The sequence below is a fragment of the Amycolatopsis halotolerans genome, from assembly GCF_042647905.1.
In the GTDB taxonomy this organism is placed as follows: domain Bacteria; phylum Actinomycetota; class Actinomycetes; order Mycobacteriales; family Pseudonocardiaceae; genus Amycolatopsis; species Amycolatopsis halotolerans.
Window position 1 is genome coordinate 290,886 of the sequence record NZ_JBHRWI010000030.1, and the last position, 19,184, is coordinate 310,069.

Genomic DNA, 19,184 nt, shown 5'->3' on the forward strand with positions numbered 1-19,184 from the left:
ACCGATGCGGGCCGTGGAAGCCGCCGAGGTCGCTCCGGCGACCTACGCCTGGGAAATCCAAGCCCAGGCGCTCACAGTACGGGTCGGCCGCAAGAAGATGGCGGTCGACGGCCTCGACCTGGCGCTCGGCACGGGGGTGCACGGGCTGCTCGGGCCGAACGGCGCGGGCAAGACCACGTTGATCCGCACGCTGGCCACGGTGCTGCGGCCGACGGAAGGCGAGCTGTCGCTGCTCGGAGAGCCGATCGGGGGGCACTTCGAACAGCGCGGCCTGCGCCGGCGGATCGGATACCTGCCGCAGACCTTCGGCTACTACAAGCGGTTCACCGTTCGCGAGTTCGTCGAATACATGGCGTGGCTCAAGGAAATGCCCAAGCGCGAGGTGCCGGGCGCGGTGCAGCGCGCGATCGAGCGGGTCGGTCTCGCCGAACGCGCCGAGGACAAGATGAAGACCCTGTCCGGCGGCATGGTCCGCCGGGTCGGCATCGCGCAGGCGATCGTCAACGACCCGGTGCTCCTGCTGCTCGACGAACCCACCGCCGGGCTCGATCCGGCGCAGAGACTGCGTTTCCGGGAGCTGCTGCAGGAAATCGGCCGGGACGCGTGCGTCGTCGTGTCCACCCACCTGGTCGAAGACGTCGCCGCGGCGTGCTCGGACGTTGTCCTGTTCGCCGACGGGAAGCTGGTTTTCCAAGGCACGCCGGCGGATCTGGCCGCGGCGGGCAGTGCGGCGGACGTCGGCGACAGCCCGATCGAGCGCGGTTATTCGGCGCTGCTCGGCCACGCGCAGGGGAAGGGGGCCTGGTGATGAGCGTGTTCCGGACCGAACTCCGGCGCACCGTCGCACCGTGGGTGCTCGTCGCGGTCTTGGCGGTGGGTCTGGGGTTCCTGCTGTTCTCCCGAGGACCGTGGAGCCACGGTTCCGCGGCCTGGAACGCCACGTGGCTGACCTCGGTCCGATGGTCCCGCTACCTGCTGGTGCTGGTGTGGCCGATCATCGTCGGGGCCGCGGCGATCCAGGGGATGCGGGACGCCAGGGCCGGCGTCGGCGAACTGTTCCGTTCCACGCCAAGGCCCGCCGGGCAGCGAGGCACGACGCTCGCCTTGGCCGTCGGGCTCGCCGCGGTGGTCGGGTACCTGGTGCTGGTCGCCGCCGGGGTCGGGCAGGTCGTGGCCGACGGCGGGATGTTCACCGCGGCGTGGATGATGCAACTGCTGCTCGGAGTGCTGTCCGTGGTCGCCGGTGCGGCGCTGGGACTCGGCCTCGGGCGGCTGCTGCCTTATCCGATCACCGCTCCGGCGCTCACGGTGCTCGCCTTGGTCGGCGGGCTGGTGCTGCAGATGTCGGGCGAGACCGAACGGGGGGCGAATCCGGCCGTGCTGCTCGGGATAGGGCAGGTGGAGCCGCGCGGTCCGTTCGACGTGTCAGTGCCAGCGGTGCAACTTGGACAGCTGTGCTGGCTGCTCGGGCTCTCCGCGGCCGGATTCCTGTTGCTGCTCGCCAGTTCGGCGCGGGTCAAGGCGTTCGCGCTGCTCCCGGTGGCGGCAGGGCTGGCAGTGGCCTTGCCGCTGTTCCCGGCCGCTCCGGAGAACAACTACACCGTCGACAAGACGGCCGCCGCCCTCGCGTGCGACGGTCCGGTGTGCGTCACGCGGCTGCACGAGGATTGGCTGTCCACTGTGGCCGGTCCTGGCAAAGAAGCCATGAGGCTGCTGGAGAAACTGCCACAACGTCCGAACCGGGTCGAGGAATCGACGGTGTCGTTCCGCAACAACAAAGTGAGTCCTCGAGACCCGGCCCGGCTGTTGATGCAGCAGGACGACTATGCGATGTATGGCAAGAGCGGCCCCAGTCTCACCGCGACGCTGCTGAGTGGCGCCGGGACGCCGCCCTGCCATGCGGCGTCCTACGGAGGCGAGCAGAACGACCGGGAGGACGCTGCGCGCTGGGTAATGGCGCGATGGCTGATCGGTTCGTACGCGCCGCCGCATTCGTACGCACAGCCTCCGCTGCAGACCCGGACGGACCCGGCGTGGTCCGCGCTGAAGGCGGTGCCGGAGGCGGAGCAGACCGCTCGGGTCGCTGCGGCGCGGCACCTTGAGCTGACCTGCACCGGGGACCCGCTGAGGGTTCTCACGGAAGGTGCGCGCTGATGCGGTGGACGGCGCTGTACGCGCGTTCGCGCCACCTCACAGTGGCGTTGGCGGCGGTGCTGCTCTGTGCCGCCGTTCTCCCGCTGCTGCTGGGCGACAGTTGGTCGACGGTCTTCGCGACAGTCACCCTTGGCGCTGCCGTTGCGGTGGCGGGTGTGGGCCTCAGCGGGCAAGACCTCGACCTGGACCGCACGGCCTCCTTCCGCTGGCCGCCACGGCGACTGACGCACCTCCTGGTGATCGGTGTGGTGGCGGGCGGAGTAATGCTTGCCGCACAAGGTCTTGCCGATCTCCCGATAGACTCGAGCTGGATCCTTCGCGATGTGGCCGGGCTCCTCGGCCTGACCGGGTTGGCGGCCACGCTGTTCGGCGGCCAGTTCGGCTGGACGCTGCCGATGGGCTGGGCGATGACGGCGGCGCTCGTCCCGAAAGCCGTTGGCCAGGCCTACGACGTCGTGGCCTGGCCGATGGCGACGGCGGACTCCGCCCAGGCGTGGTGGGTGGCCGGGCTGCTGTTCGTGGCGGGCACGGCGGCGTACACGATGGCGGGTGCTCATCGTTGAGAGCCAGCGGATTGGTGAAGCCAGGCGCAGTCCCGTCCCTCCCCCGGGCAGGGGCGGGACTGCGGACTGGCGTGCCTTCAGACGTTCCGGTTGTTCGGCTTCACCTCAAGCGGTTCGCTGTCGGGGTCCTCGATGCCCATGCTGATGATGCGCTGCGGGTAGATGCGGATGACCGCGCCGTCGAGGTGGCCGTCCGGTTCGAAGGCGTTCGGCACGGCTTCCGCCCGGCCGCGGATCTCCAAGCAGCGGATGCGCATCGGCTTCGTCGAGGGCTGGTCGTCGATCACGATGGCGACCTGGCCGTTGGCCGCGACGTTGCGGTACTTCCGGCTCTTCGTCAGGTTGTACCCGGACACGTCGATGGTCCGCGTCTCCGGATTCCAGGAGAACGCGACCGGGCTGACCTGCAGGGTTCCGTTCGGCTGCTGCGTGGCGACCCGGGCGAGCGGCCGGTCGGCCAGGTAGCTGAGTTCTGCGTCGGTGAACATGCACCTACCGTGCAAGTTCAAGCTTGCTTGAAGTCAAGCGCACGCGGGGGAGCACGTGCTCGGCGAACCGCCGCATCTCCGCCTCAAAGGGCTGAAATTGCAGCATAAACGTCTCGATTCCCAGGTCAGCCCACTCGCGGATCCGCTGTGCGACGGTGTCGTAACTGCCCACCAGCCCGGCCGCGGTGCCGCCGTTCGTGCCTATGTGCGGGTACTTCGCGAACGTCTGAAACATCACCGCCTTCGGATCGGCGTCCGCGACCAGCGCCTCCCAGCGCGCCTTGCCCGCCTCCGCCAGTTCCCACAACGCCGCCAGCTCCGCTTCCGCCTCGGCGTCGGTTTCGCGGGCGACCACGAACGCGGACAGTCCAAATCGGACTGGCGGGCCGACGCGCGGGCGGGCGGCGACGTCCTCGATCAGCCGGGCGACGTTCTCCCTCGGCTGTCCGTTGATGAACCACACGTCGGCCTTGTCCGCCACCAGCGCGCGTGCCGGGTCCGACTCGCCGCCGACATACACCGTCGGCGACGAACCGGCGGGCCGCAGCTGGTAGCCGTCGACGTGAAAATGCTTGCCCTCGAACGAAACCCGCTCGCCGGCCAGCAGGCCACGCACGACGCTGATCCACTCGCGGCCGTACTCGTACCGTTCGTCGTGCTCGGCGAACGGAATGCCGGCTCGCGCCAATTCCGGCTTGAACCACGCGTTGACCAGGTTCAGGCCGAACCGGCCGCCGCTGATCTCCTGGATCTGCAGCGCCTGCTTGGCCAGCACCACCGGATGCACGAGATACGGCTTGATCGCCGCGATGATCTCGATCCGTTCGGTGAGCGCGGCGAGCGCCGCCGCGGACGTCCACGTCTCCAGCTGGTCCAGTTCGTCGCCGAACGGGTTCACCACGTGCTGCGCGATGAGCGTCGAATCGAAACCGAGCCGGTCGGCCTCGACGATCAGCCGCCGGTTGCGTTCCCAGCTCGCGTCCACCGGATCGGCCGGATGATCGAACGGGCCCCACGACCCGTAGACGACCGCCCACACCCCGAACCGCGGCTGTGCCACAGCGACCACGACGGAACTCCTCACCTCGCGCGGATGAACGCGGTCACCGTCGCTTGCCTGCAAGGCACCGGCAACCGGTCCCACGCAGTGGCGGGGCGAGGAGGTTTGTACTGGTCAGCCGAAGAGCCCGGCACCCCAGTCGCTGGTCGGCGTGAGGCCCGGCGGGATCGCGAAGTGCGCGGAACCGGTGTGCTGCAGGTACTCCATCATCGCGTCCTTCGAAGACAGCACCTGCTGCATCGGGACGTACTGCGTGCGCGTGTCCCGGTTGAACGCCAGGAAGAACAGCCCCGCCTCGAGGTGCCCGACACCGTCGGAGCCGTCGACGAAGTTGTAGCCGCGGCGCAGGATCTGCACGCCCTTGCGTGTCTGGCGCGAGGCCAGCCGGACGTGCGCGTCCTCGGCGATCAGCGGCGTCCCACCCGCGCCGCCGACCTGCAGGTCGACCTGGTCGAACTCGCCGGTCTGCCCGAGCGGCGCACCGCTTCCCTTGGAACGGCCGACAATCTGCTCCTGCCCGGCGAGCGTTTCGCGGTCCCAGGTTTCGATGTGCATCCGGATCCGGCGCGCCACCAGGTAGGTGCCGCCGGCCATCCACGCCTGTCCGTCGCCGGCCTGCGCCCACACCTGATCGCGGAGCACGTCGGTGTCCTCGGCCTTGACGTTGTTCGTACCGTCCTTGAAACCGAACAGGTTGCGCGGCGTCTGCTGCGAGCGCGACGTCGACGAGCTGCGGCCGAATCCGAGCTGCGACCAGCGCACCTCGGTGACGCCGAAGCCCAGCCGCACCAGGTTGCGCACCGCGTGCACCGCGACCTGCGGATCGTTCGCGCAGGCCTGGATGCACAGGTCGCCGCCGCTGCGGGCCGGGTCGAGTTTGTCCTTCGGGAACGCGGGCAAGTCGATCAGCTGCGGCGGACGTTTCGCGGCGAGGCCGAACCGGTCGTCGAAGAGCGAGGGACCGAAGCCGATCGTCAGCGTCAGATCGGAGGCGGGCAGGTCGAGCGCCTCACCGGTGTCGTCCGGCGGGGCCTGCGCGGACCCGGCGAGGGCGCCGTTCGGGCCGACCTCCTCGCCCGCGGTCATCCGCCGTGCCGCGGCAGTCCAGGTGCGCAGCAGTTCGCGGAGCTTCTTGGCGTCCTTCGTGGTCACGTCGAGCGCGGCGAAATGCAGGTTCGGCTGCGCCGGGGTAACGATGCCGGCCTGGTGCTCGCCGTGGAAGTCGACCTTGGCCGTCGCGGCCGCGGCAGGGGTGTCGCCACCGAGCCGGTCGAAGCCGACGCCGGCCGCCGCGCCCGCGCCGGCCAGCGCGACCCCCGCGCCGGCCAGCCCGAACAGCTTCCGGCGGGAAACCTGGGTTCCCTCCTCGGTCCCTGCTTGAGAGGTCACCGCGCCACGACCTCCGCGACCTTGCTGAGCGGCTCGCTCAGCGCGTCGACCGCCGAGGCGAACGCCTTGATCTGATCCTGGGAGAGCTCGTTGTAGTACTTGAACCCGTCCCCGGAGCGGGTCTTGTCCAGCAGCCCCTGCACGTTCGCGAACTCCTTGTCCAAAGTGGACACCAGGGTCGCGTCGCGCTCCTGCAGGATCGGCCGCAGCGCCGCGATCGCGCCCTTGGAACCGTCGAGGTTGGCCTGGAAGTCCCACAGGTCGGTGTGCGAGAAGGTCTCCTCCTCGCCGGTGATCTTCTTCGTCGCGACCTCGTCGAGCAGGCCCTTCGCGCCGTTGGCCAGGTCCAGCACGCTCAGCTGCAGCGTCTTGGTCTTGGCGACGAGCGCCTTGACGTCGGTGAGGAGCTTGTCCGCGATCTGCGGGCTGTCCGGCTTCAGGCCGGTGGTCCACAGGTCCTTCTCCAGCCGGTGGAAGCCGGTGAACTGCTGGCCCGGCTCGACGTCGGCCTCGCGGGCGTCGATCGACGGGTCCAGGTCGCCGAACTTCTCCGCGACCGGCTCGATCCGCTCGTAGAACACGCGAGTGCGCGCGTACTCGGCCTTCGCCTCGTCGACCTTGCCCGCCTTGACCGCGGCGACGAACTTCGCGGTTTCGGTCTCCAGCGCCGAGCTGTTGTTCTCGACGTAGGTCGCGTAGCTCTTGGTGGCAGCGATCTTCTGCGCGCTGGCGTTGCTCTGGCCCTGCGCGCCGCCGGTGACGGTGAAGTCGCCGCGGATGCCGTTGCCCGCCATGCCCGGCTTGCACGCGGTCTGGTACTTGCCGGCGTCCGGGACCTCGACGATGAGCCGCCGGTTCAGCCCCGGCGCGATGTTCTCGACCTCGCCCATGATCCGGTCGCCCTCGGCGTAGAGGTAGAACTCGGTGACCTTGGCGCCCTTGTTGGCGATCTCGAACGTCAGGTTGCCCGCGGCCGCGGTCGTCGCCGACACCGAGCAGGCGGTGTCGGACGCCTCGACCTTGATCGGCCCGCCCGCGGCCGCGCCGGAAGGACCGGACGCGGAGTTCGTGCTGTCGCAGGCGGTCAGCGCGACGAGCGCGCCGAGACTGGCGAGCACAGCCGTCGAGGTTTTGCGGATCTGGGGCACGGTCACTCCTTGGCGGCGGCCGGGGCGGCGGGCGCCGCTTCGGTCTTGTTCTTGCGGGCGGGCTTGAGGAACAGCGGCAGCACGATCGCCACGTAGACGACCCACGCGATCGCTTGCAGCACAGTGGTTTGCTGCGAATAGTTGAAGATTCCCTTGAGCAGCGCGCCGTACCAGGAGGTTTCCGGCAGCGTGCTCGACGCGTCGAAGGCGAGCGTGGTCAGGCCGGGAATGAACCCGGCTTCCTGCAGGTCGTGCAGGCCGTAGCCGAGGACGCCGGCGGCGACGAACACCAGCAGCACACCGGTGATCGTGAAGAACTTCGCCAGGTTGAACCGCACCGCGCCGCGGTAGAGCAGGTAAGCGAGCACGATCGCGGCGGCGATCCCGATCACGAACCCGATCAGCGGCTGCAGGGTGTCGGACTGCGCGGTCTGCACGGCCGAGTAGAAGAAGACGGCGGTTTCGAGCCCTTCGCGGCCGACCGCGAGGAACGACAGCAGCAACACCGCCGCCGGACCGACCTTGAGCGCGTCCTCCATCTTGCCGCGCAATTCGGCCGCGATGTGCCGGGAAGCCTTGCGCATCCAGAAGATCATCGCGGTGACGAAGACGACCGCGACAATGGAAAGCGTGCCGCCGAGCAATTCCTGATGCTCGAAACTCAGCTGCGCCGTGCTGTAGGTGAGGATCGCGCCGACGCCGACCGACAGCAGCACAGCCGCGCCGACCCCAGGCCACACGAACCGCAGCGCCTGCCGTCGCTGCGTTTTGACCAGGAAGGCGACCAGGATGCTCACCACAAGCGCGGCTTCGAGGCCTTCGCGCAGCCCGATGAGCGCGCTCGAAAACACCACTGTTCAGCCCTCCTTCGACTACCTGACCTGATGTTTTTAGGTAAGGCTTGCCTGTAAGTCCAGAGGGAGTTTCGCTGAACGGGCCCGGCAAAACGGGCAAAAAGACGTTCTGGCGGGGGTTAGGTTAGGGTAACCGCAGGTCAGAGCGTCGCCGAGAGGTCACGTAACGAATTGTGTGACCTGGATGGCTCAGGCGTCGAGTTAACCATCCGCTTGCCATTCGCCCAGTCCAGCGTCCCTCAGCCGGGTTCATCAGTAACCTGTCCGGGTGGCCGATACCACTCAGCCGACGATCGCCCCGTCTCCGACGGGCCCGCCGCGCCGCTACCCGAGCCGCATCGCGTTCGCGCTGGGTCTGGTGCTGACCGGGGTCGTGCTGGTGGTGACCATCGGAATCCAGAATCCGAACCCGCCCGCCCCGACCGCCGCGGCCGGTCCGCCGCCGGTTTCGCCGAAGCCGGAACCGCGCCCGCAACCCGGCACCGAAGCCCCGCGGGTCGGCCTGGCCGCGCCGCCGGACCGCCCGCTGGTGTCCGACCAAGCGGAACTGGACGCGTGGGCGACCCGCGTCGCCGACAAGACGCGACTGGACGCGCGAGTGCTCGCCGCGTACGGACGCGCGGAAATGTGGATGCAGCGGCAAAAACCGTCGTGCCACCTGTCGTGGGCGACGCTCGCCGCGATCGGAAATCTGGCCTTCGGAACGGAAAAACCCGGCCCCGACGGCACCATGGCGGTCAACCCCGACCGAGCGGAAGGCCCGGACACCGACGGAGGAAAACTCGACGGCGACCGCACCGCAGACCACCGCGTCGGCCCGCTGCGGATCATGCCCGCCGCCTGGCACAAACACGCCCAACGCGCGAACGGCGACGGCAAACCGGCCGACCCCCGCAACCTCGACGACGCGGCTTTCACCGCCGCCCGCTACCTCTGCTCGGGCGACGACGACCTGGGCGCTCCGGAAGGCTGGTGGAAAGCGATGCTGTTCTACAACCCGGCGGTGAACTACGTGCAGGACGTTTTCACCGCAGCCGATTCTTATGCGGCGGAGAGCGTGGCTCCCTGAGCGGATTGGCCGGGTTGGGCAGCTGCTGGTCGGCGGGAAGGCCTGGCCTGGTTGGCCGGATCTTCCTGACTTGGTTGGCTGGGGTGGCCCGACTTGGTTGGCCGGGACTTCCTGGCCTGGTTGGCCGGAGTGGCCTGACCTGGTTGGCCTGACCTGGTTGGCCGGGACTTCCTGACTTGGTTGGCCGGGGTGGCCTGACCTGGTTGGCTAGCGACGGCGACTTGGTTCGATGTTCGGCCGGGGCCGGTTTTGCTGCTGTGCTTGGCTTTTGGTGGTGGGCTGTCAGCGATGTCGCGTCGCGGTCCGCTCAGCGGCTCGCCGGTGTGGCGGTGCGCGGCGCAATGGCCGGTGCGGCAGCTTAGGCCGATTCGGCTCCGCGCGGCGCACTGTGCGCCCGCTGACCCGCTGACCCGCTGACCCACTGGCGCGCTGGTGCGGTGGCGCGTGGCGCGGTTCGTGACTGGGCGCGAGCGGTGACTTGAGCCGGTTCGGCTCGCGGCTGCTCAGTGTGGCGAACGATCCGGTTCGGCCAGTCGCCGGACTCGGTTGCCCGGTCTGCTTCCGGCCGGTGGGCAACTGCCGTCGCACCTAGCCTGATCAGCTGGGATGGCCGGACTTGATCCGTTCGGCGGTCGGCTGCGCCCCGATCCTGCCAGGGCGTCGCTCAGCCGCCAGCAGTCAGTGGGTCGTCAGCGCGGCGCTCACTCGCACCGGCTTCTGGGTCAGGCCCTCCGTGCGCACCGGCTGCTTGCGCGGCTGGACCGGGTGGCGTTCGTTGAGTTCGACGAGCGTCGGGGCCAGTGCCATCAGCACCAGCACGATCAGCCCGGCGGTCGCTCCGATCACGGTCAGCGCGGTCATGTCGGCCTCCTCTAATCGCTCTCTGTGATGACACCAAGGATCGCGCTTCGCCCGGTCTGCCCGGATCGGCCGACCGGCCGAGCCCTGTCGCCGGATGGCCAGGCTTCCCGCTGCCCTGTTCACTTCAGAAGACGCGCCGGAGCCGTGCTGGATCCGGCGGTTGCACGGGAGTGCCTCCGCGCGTGCACATTCGGGACGTGCGGGCTCAGTGGTCGCTCAGCGTGATCCTTGCCCTGACCTCGCTGATCGCCTCGAGATACTCCGGCACCGGGTTCATCGCCGACGCCATCCGCAATTGCGCCAGCGCCTCGGCCAAACGGCCGAGGCGCTGGAGGGTGCGGCCGAGCACGAACCGGGCGTAATGGTCGGTGGGGTCGAGCTCCAGTACGCGGGTGAACGCGCGTTCGGCGCGGCGCAGCTGGGCGGAGTGGAAGTACGCGCGCCCGGCGAGCAGTTGCACGCTCGGCTTGTCCTGCTCGTCGGCGAGGAGGGGTTCGAGCTCTTTGAGCGCGTCGAGCGGGCGCCGCCGTGCGACCAGATGCTCGGCGTTGCGGAACCTGCGGAAGCGCGATTCGCCGTCGGGTTCGGGGGCTGCTGCGGCGTCCGTCATGGTCGCCTCACGATACCGGCGAGGAGGGCGTTGCACGACCGTCAGACGAGTCGTGATGGACTGTTCCGCCATGAGCAGCGATCAGGAACCCGACTACGTGGGACTGGCGCCGTACCTCTACTACAGCGATGCGACCGCCGCGCTCGCCTGGCTGACCAGGGTGTTCGGCTTCACCGAGGAAGTCCGCTTCGAGGACGGGGCGGGCGAGGTCTTCCAGGCCACGCTCCGCGCGGGCGGCGCGCGGCTGCAGCTGGCCGGGGTCGGTCCCGAATACTGGGAGGCCAAGGGGGTCGAAGGGCCGGTCGGGCAGTTGAACGTCGTGTACGTGACCGACGTCGACGCGCAGCACGAGCGCGTGTCCGCGGCGCTCGGCGAGGACGCCGCGCCGGAGCCGCCCCAGGACCAGCCTTACGGCGCGCGGATCTTCACCGTGGCCGATCCCGGCGGCAACAGCTGGACGTTCTGGCAGCAGGTGACCGATCAGGTCGAGCTGCCGTCGGGGTGGCGCGAAGTCCGGCCGGAGGACCAGGCCGCCGACGAGACCGGCGAAGTGCCCGGCTGAGCTGGAGAACACGCAGCGGAACGGCCCCGCACCGGCCTGGCCTCCAACGGGTGAACCCGCTGGGCGGTTACTCTGGGCGGCGTCACCGCAGGCACGACCCACCAAGGAGCAGAGCGTGGCTCTCATCGAGCAGGTAGGCGCGCGCGAGATTCTCGATTCGCGCGGGAACCCGACCGTCGAGGTGGAGGTGGCGCTCGACGACGGCACCCTGGCCAGGGCGGCGGTCCCGTCCGGGGCGTCGACCGGCGAGCACGAAGCGGTCGAGCTGCGCGACGGGGACACCGGCCGCTACAACGGCAAGGGCGTGGAGCGCGCGGTCGCCGCGGTGCTCGACGAGATCGGGCCGGACCTGGTCGGCGTCGAAGCGGTCGACCAGCGGATCGTCGACCAGAAGCTGGTGGACCTCGACGGCACGCCGGCGAAGTCGCGGCTGGGCGCGAACGCCATTCTCGGCGTTTCGCTTGCCGTCGCGAAGGCCGCCGCGGAATCGGCCGAGCTCGAGCTGTTCCGCTACCTGGGCGGGCCGAACGCGCACGTGCTGCCGGTGCCGATGCTGAACATCCTCAACGGCGGCGCGCACGCCGACACCGACGTCGACATCCAGGAATTCATGATCGCGCCGATCGGCGCGGAGTCGTTCCGGGAGGCGCTGCGCTGGGGCACCGAGGTGTACCACGCGCTGAAGTCCGTGCTGAAGGGCCGCGGCCTGGCCACCGGCCTCGGCGACGAGGGCGGTTTCGCGCCGAGCCTCGCCAACAACCGCGAGGCGCTCGACCTGATCCTCGCCGCGATCGAGAAGGCGGGCTACGCGCCGGGCCGGGACGTCGCGCTCGCGCTGGACGTCGCCGCGACCGAGTTCTACTCCGACGGCGCCTACACCTTCGAAGGCTCGAAGCGCAGCGCGGAGCAGATGTCCGCGTACTACGGCGAACTGCTGCGCGACTACCCGCTGGTCTCCATCGAGGACCCGCTGAGCGAGGACGACTGGGACGGCTGGGTCCAGCTGACCTCCGAGATCGGCGACAAGGTCCAGCTCGTCGGCGATGACCTGTTCGTCACCAACCCGGACCGGCTCGAGGAGGGCATCACCCGCCGCGCGGCGAACGCGCTGCTGGTGAAGGTCAACCAGATCGGCACCCTGTCGGAGACGCTGGACGCGGTGTCGCTGGCCACGTCGTACGGCTACAAGTCGATGATGAGCCACCGGTCCGGCGAGACCGAGGACACCTTCATCGCCGACCTCGCGGTCGCCACCGGCGTCGGCCAGATCAAGACCGGGGCCCCGGCGCGCGGCGAGCGGATCGCGAAGTACAACCAGCTCCTGCGCATCGAGGAAACCCTCGCGGACGCCGCGCGCTACGCCGGCGACCTCGCCTTCCCGCGGTTCAGCGCGGAGGCCTGAGGGGCACATGGCCGACCGGGGGAGGGCGCGCGGCCGCCGCGGCGGCCGGGCCACGGCGGGAAGCGGGTCCAGCAGGGCCCGCCGTCCCGCATCGGCCCGGCGCCGCACCGGCGCGGGCACGACGGAGACGACCAGGGCCCGGCTTCGCCGCGGCCTCGCGGCGAAGCGCGCCTCCGGTGCGGCCAAGGTGCTCGGCATGTCGACCACCCGGCGCGCCGCCGTGGTGGCGATCGTGGTGTGCGCGCTGGCGTTCACCGTCGCGGTCCCGTTGCGCACCTACCTTTCCCAGCGGTCCGAGGTCCGCGACCAGGAAGCCCAGCTCGCCCAGCTCCAGCACGAGGTCGCCCAGTTGCGCGACCGCAAGGCCCAGCTGAGCGACCCGGCCCAGATCGAGGCGGAAGCCCGCCGCCGGCTCCGGTACGTGAAGCCTGGCGAGACCCCGTGGATGGTCCAGCTGCCAGAGGACCAGCCCGGTTCGCCGACGGCTGCTCAGCCTGGGCAGCAGCCCGCTCCGCAGGCGCCTTGGTACGAGAACCTGTGGGCGCAGGTCTCCGGGGGTTGAGGTTCCCGGCCGGTTGGCTTTGGGGTCGTTAGGCATGCTCCTTGCGTGTTGTGGGTGCTGATACTTCTCTCGCGGCTGGGCTGGGGTTCCGTTCGCGTGGGCTGACTTTTGTTCCGGTGCCTTGATTTCGTGGCGAAGCTTCGGCTGCCATCCACGTTAACCACATCGCAAGGGCCCCGGAGGCGGCTGAGGCGAGTTGTCCACACGGTGTGCGGGTTGTGGACAACTCGGCCGTTTCGGCGGAGGTCGCGAGGGGTCGGACGGACGGCGGCATTAGCCTGGAGAGCGTGAACAGCAGCACGGAGACACCCCGATTCGAGCCCGTCACCGATGCCGACCGGGAGGTCATCGCGCAGCAGCTCGGACGGCCGCCGCGGGCGTTGCGGGCGGTGGCCGCCCGGTGCCCCGGCGGGCATCCGTCGGTGGCCCAGACCAGTCCGCGGTTGGAGAACGGGACTCCGTTCCCGACGTTGTATTACCTGACCTGCCCGCGGCTGTCGTCGATGGTGGGCACGCTGGAGGCGTCCGGCGTGATGAAGGAGATGACCGAACGGCTCACCACCGATCCCGAACTCGCGGCGACTTACCAGCGCACGCACGAGACGTACCTCGCCGAGCGGGATGCCATCGAGTCGCTCGGGACCCAGGTGACCGCGGGCGGGATGCCCGGACGGGTGAAATGCCTGCACGTCCACCTCGCGCACACGCTCGCGGCCGGCCCGGGAGTGAACCCGTTCGGCGACGAGACCCTCGCCTGGGTCCGCGAACAGGGCTGGCCGACCGGCGACTGCGCCGGGTAACGCTCCGGTCTCGGGCGCGGATAGGCACAGCAGAGGCCGGTGCCCGCCTGGGTGGGAATGCTTCGCGGCGCGCACCGGAGCTTCACACCGAGCAGGCGAGCCTGGGCGCACCGCCGGGCGCGCCGGGGAGGGGCGGAAAGTGCGGGTGCCACGCAGATCTCGGCGGTCGGTGCGTGCTGAATCGTCTCCTGGTGCGGACGGCCGGGTCGAGCCGGTGGTGGACGGTGCGGGTGAGCGGGGCACCGGTGGTGAGTTAGGTGCTGGCGATGAAGTAGCTGGCGACGCGGCGGCTGGGGAGTCCGGTGCTGGCGATGCGGCGGGCGGTGAGTTCGGCGCTGAGCGTGGGGCGGTCGAGGAGCCCGGTGCTGGCGACGCGGAGGTGGGTGAGTTCGGCGCTGAGCGTGGAGCGGCCGGGGAGTCCGGCGCGGGCCACGAGGCGGGCGGTGAGTTCGGGGCCGATGCCGTCGGTGACGGGATCGCTGCGGGTGGCGAGACCAGTGCGGGTGACGAGACCAGTGCTGACGGCGAGACCAGTGCTGACGGCGGGGTTGCCGATGCGACCGGCGACGGGGTCGTCGAGGGGACTGTTGTTGGCGGCGGGATCGGCGATCGCGCGGTTGTCGCTGTGGCTGACAGCGGGACCGCTGCTGGCGGCGATGCAGCTGGCGGCGACGGGATCGGTGAGGGTGGCGCTGATGGAGAAACCGCCAGCGCGACAGTCGGTGGAGGCCGCGTCGATGAGGCGGTGGCGGGGGCTGAAGTAGCGGGCGAAGACGGCGAAACCGCCTCTGGATCGGCTGGAACCAAGAAGAGAACCGCCGTGTTGGTCGGGCCGCCGCTGGATAGGTCTCGGTGGGTGCGGGTTCGGGCTCGGCGGGGGCGTTATCGGGCTCGGCGAGTGGCGTCGCGGCATCGGACGGTTGTCGCGGTGCTCGCCGGGGTTCTTGGGGTGCTTCCGGCGGTCGTCGGTGCGGGGGTGGTCGTCGGGTGGGTCGGGCGGATGCCGGTGGTGCATACGGCGGACGTTATGCCTGATCAGGGGTACGACCCGGGGATTCGCGGCGTCGCGGTCGACGGGCGGTTGCCTGATGCGCCGGCGCCGATTCCCCTGCCTGCGTATGACCTTCCGGACGGGCCGCTCGGGATTCCGGCTACTGCGCTGGCCGCGTATCGGCACGCGGCGGAGGTCTTGGGGAAAGAGCAGCCGGGATGTCATATCGACTGGGCGCTCATCGCGAGCATCGGGCGGATCGAGTCGGATCACGCGCGGGGCGGGTACGTCGACGCTGCGGGGACGACGCTTCAGCCGATCCTCGGGCCTCAGCTCAACGGGACTGGGCCCTACGCGGCGATTCCGGACACTGATCACGGCGTGCTCGACCACGACCCGGTTTGGGATCGTGCGGTTGGGCCGTTCCAGTTCATTCCGGCGACCTGGCGGATCTACGCGGCTGACGGCAACGGTGATGGCAAGGCTGACCCGAGCAATCTCTTCGACGCCTCGCTCGCGGCGGCGCGGTACCTCTGCTCTGGTGGGCTTGATCTGGCCAATCCGGATCAGTTGAGGACCGCGATTTACCGCTACAACAACTCCGATGCGTACGTCACCACGGTCATTCTCTGGGCGGAGGCCTACCGGAAGGGCGTCGCGCAGGTGCCGGACAGTCCGGTTCCGGTCGGGGCGCCTGGGCCGACGGCGTCCAGTGCCGCGTCGCCAGCGAATCCGGGGGATCGGCCGAGAACTACCGAGTCGTCGTTACCGCCGGTCTCTACTGGGGCTCCGTCGGTGACGCCTACGGGGACGACGCTGCCGGGCAGTTCGTCCGGGAGTCCGTCGGGCAGTCCGACTGAAACGTCGACCAGTTCGACGTGCGGATCCACCACGCCTACGACGACGACCACTACGACGCCGACGGAGACCTGCACCTCGTCGAGCAGCACTCAGGCGAGCAGCAGGGCGTCGGCTGCTGGCTGACCAGCGAAACCAGCGAAACCGGCGACCAGATCTCCTCCGGTAGCCTCGCTTACATCATTACAAAGCAGGGGAGCCGATGAGTCTTCGTCAGTTCGAGTACGCCTTGGCGGTCGCCGAGGCGGGGTCGGTGACTGCCGCGGCCGAGCTGCTTCACGTCGCTCAGCCGTCCGTGTCGCAGCAGATCCGCGGGCTTGAGCGGGAACTCGGCGTGCAGCTCTTCTCCCGCACGCCCACGGGGCTGGTGCCGACCGTCGTGGGGCGGGCGTTTCTCAAGGACGCTGAAGTCGCGGTAAGGGCGGCGCGGCGGGCGCAGGCGACGGCGCGTGCGGGCGCGGACGAGCTGGCCGGCGAGTTGCTCGTCGCGGCGCAGATGGGGTTGGGGACTCGGCAGTTGCCGGGCGCGTTGGCTGCGTTGCGAAGGCGGTTTCCGCGGTTGGCGGTGACCGTTTTCGAGGAGCCGAATCCGGCGGAGCTGGAGCAGTTGGCGCGGCGTGGGGTACTGGATCTCGCGTTGCTCGGGTCGGCCTGCGATGAGGGGTTGTACGAGGGGCATCACCTTGGTGACGAGGAGTTCGTGGTCGTCCTGGGGACCGGGCATCGGTTGCTCAAGAAGGACCGGATCGCGTTGCGGGAGTTGGAAGAAGAGCAGTGGATCCGGTTCGATCCGGACAGTGCGCTCGACGGTCACCTAACAGAAGTGTTGCGCGACAACGGGCTGGAGCCGACGGCGGTCGCGCGGGTGTCGCAGACTTCGACGGCGGTGCGGTGGGCCGCGCACGGGCTGGGCGTGACGCTCGTTCCGGCGTCGGCGGTGCCGGAGGGGCATGAGCACCTCGTGCGGCCGGTGTTTCCGGTCGTGGCCCAGCCCGTCGTCGCGGCGGTGCGGCCCGGGGCCGGGCCCGCGGAGATGGCGTTGCTCGAGTTCCTGCGGCAGGAAGCCTGGTACCAGTCCGAGGCTCCGGCCGCCTGAAGCGTCAGAGTTGCGTGTCGCCTCCGTCTACGACCAGTTCGATGCCGGTGGTGAAGGTGGCGTCGAAGGCCAGGAAGGCGACGGCACGGGCGATTTCCCCAGGGGTGCCCAGCCGTTTCATCGGGTTCGCCGCGGCTCGGGCGGCCTTGAACTGTGCGGCCTCCTCGGCAGACATTCCGGCTTCCAGGATCTCGGTGTCGATCGGGCCGGGGCTGATCGCGTTCACCCGGATGCCGCGCGGGAGCAGTTCGGCGGCGAGGGTGCGGGCCATCGATCGCAGGGCGGCTTTGCCCGCGGAGTAGACGCTGGTTTCGGCAAGGCCCATGACGTTCGCTGTCGAGGTGGTCAGGACGACGCCCGCGCCGGAGCGCAGCAGGGGTGCGAGCTTCTGCACGGTGAAGTACGCGCCCTTGACGTTCACCGCGAACTGCTCGTCGAACTGCTCCTCGGTGACCGACTCGAACGGTGCCGTCCGCGCGATCCCGGCGTTGGCGAACAGGGCGTCGACCGGGCCGGGGACCTGGGCTGCCAGTGTGTCCAGGTCGGAGAGCGACGCCACATCGCCGCGGACGGCGGTCGCGCGGTCACCGAGTTGGGCTAGCGCGGCGTCGAGGCGAGATTGCGAGCGGCCGGTGATAATTACTCGAGCGCCGCCGTCGGCGAACAGTTTCGCGGTGGCGAAACCCATTCCGGTGCTGCCGCCGGTGACGACGACAGTTTTGTTCTGGTAAGCATTCATCGCGGGTATTCGCCTCCGTCGACGGCCAGACCGCTCCCGGTCAGCCAGTTCGCTTGGTCGGACAACAGGAAGAGCACGGCGTTGGCGATGTCGTCGGGGTCGCCGTCCCGGCCCAGCGGGACGCCGGGGAGGTCAAGACCGCCGGACGACAGGCTCGCCCACTGCTCCCGCGTCGCCACGCCGCCGGGGGTGGCGGTCCGGCCGGGAGACACGGTGTTGACGCGGACGCCGGCGGGTGCCAGTTCGGCGGCCAGGCCTTGGCTGTACGCCTCGAGCGCCGTCTTCGCGGCGACGTAGTGCAGGAAGGGCGGGAACGGCGGGCGGATCGCGGCGGTGGAGATGTGCACGATCGAGCCCGATCGGCGCTCCCGCATGCCGGGGGCCAGCAGCGCGTCCAGGCGGACCGCGGCCAGGAGGTTGACCGACAGCGCGTCCTGCCATTCGTCGTCGGGGATCTCCAGGGCGCTGGGGTGCGGACGCGCGCCGCCGGCGTTATGGATCAGCAGGTCGACGCCGCCGAGGACCTCCTGCGCGGCGGAGGCGATCGTCTGGGCACCGGCCCGCGTGCGGACGTCGGCCTGGACGAAGGACGCGCCTTCCGGCGCCGGACCGGCCGACCGGGCGGTGGTGAGCACCGTCGCGCCCGCGGCCAGCAATTGCGTCACGATCGCCGCGCCGATTCCGCGGGAACCGCCGGTGACCACTGCGCGCTTTCCCGCTATCCCGTAATCGGGCATGCCAATGAACCTCTCGATAAAAGAAGAAGAAAACCGCCGCGAAATGAAATGCGGCGAACACGTCAACCGTACGGCCGGAAAAGAGGGAAAGGCAAAGACCAAATGTCGGTCAGGGGGCATAGGGCCCGCCTATGCCCGCCTCGCCTGCGAAGCGCCGCAGACCAAGTAAAGTCGGAGGTATGCCTCGGGTAGCTGCGATCGACTGTGGGACCAACTCCATCCGTCTGCTCGTCGCCGAGTTGACGCCGCGCCACGACGGCACGGTCGACCTGCGCGACCTGCACCGCGAGATGCGCATCGTGCGGCTCGGCCAGGGCGTCGACGCCACTGGCCGGCTCGCGCCGGAAGCGCTCGAGCGCACCCGCGCGGCGCTCGCGGACTACACCGTCGCCGCGCGGCGCAAGGGCGTCGAGAAGGTGCGCATGGTCGCCACCTCGGCGACGCGCGACGCGAGCAACCGCGACGAGTTCTTCGCGATGACCCGCGAGACGCTCGGCGTCGAGGCCGAGGTGATCAGCGGCGACGAGGAAGCCCGGCTGTCCTTCACCGGCGCGGTCGGCGAGCAGGACCCCGAGGACGGGCCGTTCGTGGTCGTCGACGTCGGCGGCGGCTCCACCGAACTCGTCCTCGGCACCTGGAACGGCCGCGAGGCCGAGGTGATCGCCGCGAAATCCGTCGACATCGGCTGCGTCCGGATCACCGAGCGCGCGCTGAAGGGCGACCCGCCGACCGCCGACGAGGTCGCCGCCGCCCGCGAACTGGCCCGCGGCATCCTCGCCGAGGCGTTCGACGTCGTGGACGTCGCGAAGGCTCGCACCTGGATCGGTGTGGCCGGCACCGTGACCACGTTGTCAGCGGTTTCGCTGGCGCTGCCCGAGTACGACTCCGAGCGCATTCACCTGTCGAAGCTGACCCATGGCGAGATCGACCGGGTCGCGCAGGAGCTCCTCGCGGCCGACCGCGAGACCCGCGCCGCGAACCCGGTGATCCACCCCGGCCGGGTCGACGTGATCGGCGGCGGCGCGGTCGTCGTGCAGGTGCTCGCCGAGGAACTCGCCGCGCGCGGTGGTCCGGACCAGTTGGTCGTCAGCGAGCACGACATCCTGGACGGCATCGCTTTGTCGCTCGCCTGAACGCTCCGCAATGCCCCGGTGACCACGCGCGCACCCCGCGTCCGAACCCGTACCAAAATGACCGAACGTCATCTACCTCACTTCGTTGTGGGCTGACTGGGTGACGGT

The 19,184-nt window shown here is 69.8% G+C and carries 21 protein-coding genes; 11 read left to right on the forward strand and 10 right to left on the reverse strand.

The window, feature by feature from the left end; genetic code table 11:
* Positions 1-4 precede the first annotated feature (4 nt).
* Genes ACFORO_RS27055 through ACFORO_RS27065 form a run of 3 tightly spaced genes read left to right on the forward strand, consistent with a single transcriptional unit; the run spans position 5 to position 2,717 of the window.
* Entirely contained in the window at positions 5-808 is an 804-nt protein-coding gene (locus tag ACFORO_RS27055; RefSeq protein WP_377869229.1) for an ABC transporter ATP-binding protein, read from the forward strand.
* Positions 808-2,154: a hypothetical protein gene (locus ACFORO_RS27060; protein ID WP_377896650.1), complete on the forward strand. Its 1,347-nt coding sequence runs from the start codon at positions 808-810 to the stop codon at positions 2,152-2,154. The genes ACFORO_RS27055 and ACFORO_RS27060 overlap by 1 nt, the downstream gene beginning before the upstream one ends.
* Positions 2,154-2,717, forward strand: coding sequence for a hypothetical protein (locus ACFORO_RS27065; protein WP_377869231.1), 564 nt, complete (start codon positions 2,154-2,156; stop codon positions 2,715-2,717). The genes ACFORO_RS27060 and ACFORO_RS27065 overlap by 1 nt, the downstream gene beginning before the upstream one ends.
* A gap of 77 nt (positions 2,718-2,794) precedes the next feature.
* Here the strand turns inward: ACFORO_RS27065 and ACFORO_RS27070 are convergent, their stop codons facing one another.
* From ACFORO_RS27070 to efeU, 5 genes are all read right to left on the reverse strand, one after another.
* The gene (locus tag ACFORO_RS27070) at positions 2,795-3,205 is read right to left on the reverse strand and encodes a PPOX class F420-dependent oxidoreductase (RefSeq protein WP_377869232.1); all 411 of its coding nucleotides are present in this window, start codon (positions 3,203-3,205) and stop codon (positions 2,795-2,797) included.
* A gap of 4 nt (positions 3,206-3,209) precedes the next feature.
* The gene (locus ACFORO_RS27075) at positions 3,210-4,274 is read right to left on the reverse strand and encodes an LLM class flavin-dependent oxidoreductase (RefSeq protein ID WP_377869233.1); all 1,065 of its coding nucleotides are present in this window, start codon (positions 4,272-4,274) and stop codon (positions 3,210-3,212) included.
* Positions 4,275-4,379: 105 nt separating this feature from the next.
* Entirely contained in the window at positions 4,380-5,654 is a 1,275-nt protein-coding gene (efeB, locus tag ACFORO_RS27080) for an iron uptake transporter deferrochelatase/peroxidase subunit (protein ID WP_377869234.1), read from the reverse strand.
* Positions 5,651-6,802 (reverse strand): iron uptake system protein EfeO, encoded by a 1,152-nt coding sequence (gene efeO, locus ACFORO_RS27085; RefSeq protein WP_377869235.1) that lies wholly within the window; start codon positions 6,800-6,802, stop codon positions 5,651-5,653. The genes efeB and efeO overlap by 4 nt, the downstream gene beginning before the upstream one ends.
* A gap of 2 nt (positions 6,803-6,804) precedes the next feature.
* A complete protein-coding gene (gene efeU, locus ACFORO_RS27090; protein ID WP_354743707.1) occupies positions 6,805-7,656 on the reverse strand; it encodes an iron uptake transporter permease EfeU in 852 nt (283 codons plus the stop codon).
* Between the two features lie 268 nt (positions 7,657-7,924).
* Between efeU and ACFORO_RS27095 the strand changes: the two genes are divergently transcribed.
* Positions 7,925-8,725: a murein transglycosylase gene (locus ACFORO_RS27095; protein WP_377869236.1), complete on the forward strand. Its 801-nt coding sequence runs from the start codon at positions 7,925-7,927 to the stop codon at positions 8,723-8,725.
* Positions 8,726-9,403: 678 nt separating this feature from the next.
* Here the strand turns inward: ACFORO_RS27095 and ACFORO_RS27100 are convergent.
* Both ACFORO_RS27100 and ACFORO_RS27105 read right to left on the reverse strand, forming a co-directional pair.
* Positions 9,404-9,586 (reverse strand): hypothetical protein, encoded by a 183-nt coding sequence (locus tag ACFORO_RS27100; protein WP_377869237.1) that lies wholly within the window; start codon positions 9,584-9,586, stop codon positions 9,404-9,406.
* 205 nt (positions 9,587-9,791) lie between these two features.
* Complete coding sequence (locus ACFORO_RS27105; RefSeq protein ID WP_101437659.1) at positions 9,792-10,196, reverse strand: tetratricopeptide repeat protein; 405 nt, start codon at positions 10,194-10,196, stop codon at positions 9,792-9,794.
* Between the two features lie 70 nt (positions 10,197-10,266).
* On the opposite strand from ACFORO_RS27105, the gene ACFORO_RS27110 reads away from it, so the two are divergent.
* The 4 genes from ACFORO_RS27110 (at position 10,267) to ACFORO_RS27125 (ending at position 13,522) form a co-directional block, all read left to right on the forward strand.
* Positions 10,267-10,758, forward strand: a complete 492-nt coding sequence (locus ACFORO_RS27110; RefSeq protein WP_354743713.1) for a VOC family protein — start codon at positions 10,267-10,269, stop codon at positions 10,756-10,758.
* Between the two features lie 115 nt (positions 10,759-10,873).
* The gene (eno, locus tag ACFORO_RS27115) at positions 10,874-12,160 is read left to right on the forward strand and encodes a phosphopyruvate hydratase (RefSeq protein WP_344280197.1); all 1,287 of its coding nucleotides are present in this window, start codon (positions 10,874-10,876) and stop codon (positions 12,158-12,160) included.
* A gap of 196 nt (positions 12,161-12,356) precedes the next feature.
* Positions 12,357-12,722, forward strand: a complete 366-nt coding sequence (locus ACFORO_RS27120; RefSeq protein ID WP_078870811.1) for a septum formation initiator family protein — start codon at positions 12,357-12,359, stop codon at positions 12,720-12,722.
* A gap of 278 nt (positions 12,723-13,000) precedes the next feature.
* On the forward strand, positions 13,001-13,522 hold the full coding sequence (locus ACFORO_RS27125; protein ID WP_377869308.1) for a DUF501 domain-containing protein: 522 nt from the start codon (positions 13,001-13,003) through the stop codon (positions 13,520-13,522).
* Between the two features lie 253 nt (positions 13,523-13,775).
* On the opposite strand, the gene ACFORO_RS27130 is transcribed toward ACFORO_RS27125, so the two are convergent.
* Complete coding sequence (locus tag ACFORO_RS27130; protein ID WP_377869238.1) at positions 13,776-14,537, reverse strand: hypothetical protein; 762 nt, start codon at positions 14,535-14,537, stop codon at positions 13,776-13,778.
* A gap of 12 nt (positions 14,538-14,549) precedes the next feature.
* Between ACFORO_RS27130 and ACFORO_RS27135 the strand changes: the two genes are divergently transcribed.
* Positions 14,550-15,497 (forward strand): lytic transglycosylase domain-containing protein, encoded by a 948-nt coding sequence (locus ACFORO_RS27135; protein ID WP_377869239.1) that lies wholly within the window; start codon positions 14,550-14,552, stop codon positions 15,495-15,497.
* 76 nt (positions 15,498-15,573) lie between these two features.
* Positions 15,574-16,467 (forward strand): LysR family transcriptional regulator, encoded by an 894-nt coding sequence (locus ACFORO_RS27140; protein WP_377869240.1) that lies wholly within the window; start codon positions 15,574-15,576, stop codon positions 16,465-16,467.
* Between the two features lie 4 nt (positions 16,468-16,471).
* Here the strand turns inward: ACFORO_RS27140 and ACFORO_RS27145 are convergent, their stop codons facing one another.
* Together ACFORO_RS27145 and ACFORO_RS27150 are read right to left on the reverse strand one after the other, a co-directional pair.
* On the reverse strand, positions 16,472-17,206 hold the full coding sequence (locus ACFORO_RS27145) for an SDR family oxidoreductase (protein ID WP_377869241.1): 735 nt from the start codon (positions 17,204-17,206) through the stop codon (positions 16,472-16,474).
* On the reverse strand, positions 17,203-17,943 hold the full coding sequence (locus ACFORO_RS27150) for an oxidoreductase (protein WP_377869242.1): 741 nt from the start codon (positions 17,941-17,943) through the stop codon (positions 17,203-17,205). The genes ACFORO_RS27145 and ACFORO_RS27150 overlap by 4 nt, the downstream gene beginning before the upstream one ends.
* A 179-nt stretch (positions 17,944-18,122) precedes the next feature.
* Here ACFORO_RS27150 and ACFORO_RS27155 point away from each other — a divergent pair, with 179 nt between their 5' ends.
* Positions 18,123-19,076 carry a Ppx/GppA phosphatase family protein gene (locus tag ACFORO_RS27155; RefSeq protein WP_354743727.1) on the forward strand — a complete coding sequence of 318 codons (954 nt, stop codon included), beginning with the start codon at positions 18,123-18,125 and terminating at the stop codon, positions 19,074-19,076.
* Positions 19,077-19,184 lie beyond the last annotated feature (108 nt).

Excerpts from the sequence above, each read along its gene's own strand:
- ACFORO_RS27055 (WP_377869229.1), top strand. The coding sequence starts at position 5 with ATGCGGGCCGTGGAAGCCGCCGAGGTCGCTCCGGCGACCTACGCCTGG.
- ACFORO_RS27060 (WP_377896650.1), top strand. The coding sequence starts at position 808 with ATGAGCGTGTTCCGGACCGAACTCCGGCGCACCGTCGCACCGTGGGTG.
- ACFORO_RS27065 (WP_377869231.1), top strand. The coding sequence starts at position 2,154 with ATGCGGTGGACGGCGCTGTACGCGCGTTCGCGCCACCTCACAGTGGCG.
- ACFORO_RS27070 (WP_377869232.1), bottom strand. The coding sequence starts at position 3,205 with ATGTTCACCGACGCAGAACTCAGCTACCTGGCCGACCGGCCGCTCGCC.
- ACFORO_RS27100 (WP_377869237.1), bottom strand. The coding sequence starts at position 9,586 with ATGACCGCGCTGACCGTGATCGGAGCGACCGCCGGGCTGATCGTGCTG.
- ACFORO_RS27105 (WP_101437659.1), bottom strand. The coding sequence starts at position 10,196 with ATGACGGACGCCGCAGCAGCCCCCGAACCCGACGGCGAATCGCGCTTC.
- ACFORO_RS27110 (WP_354743713.1), top strand. The coding sequence starts at position 10,267 with ATGAGCAGCGATCAGGAACCCGACTACGTGGGACTGGCGCCGTACCTC.
- ACFORO_RS27120 (WP_078870811.1), top strand. The coding sequence starts at position 12,357 with ATGTCGACCACCCGGCGCGCCGCCGTGGTGGCGATCGTGGTGTGCGCG.
- ACFORO_RS27130 (WP_377869238.1), bottom strand. The coding sequence starts at position 14,537 with ATGCACCACCGGCATCCGCCCGACCCACCCGACGACCACCCCCGCACC.
- ACFORO_RS27135 (WP_377869239.1), top strand. The coding sequence starts at position 14,550 with ATGCCTGATCAGGGGTACGACCCGGGGATTCGCGGCGTCGCGGTCGAC.
- ACFORO_RS27140 (WP_377869240.1), top strand. The coding sequence starts at position 15,574 with ATGAGTCTTCGTCAGTTCGAGTACGCCTTGGCGGTCGCCGAGGCGGGG.
- ACFORO_RS27145 (WP_377869241.1), bottom strand. The coding sequence starts at position 17,206 with ATGAATGCTTACCAGAACAAAACTGTCGTCGTCACCGGCGGCAGCACC.
- ACFORO_RS27150 (WP_377869242.1), bottom strand. The coding sequence starts at position 17,943 with ATGCCCGATTACGGGATAGCGGGAAAGCGCGCAGTGGTCACCGGCGGT.
- ACFORO_RS27155 (WP_354743727.1), top strand. The coding sequence starts at position 18,123 with ATGCCTCGGGTAGCTGCGATCGACTGTGGGACCAACTCCATCCGTCTG.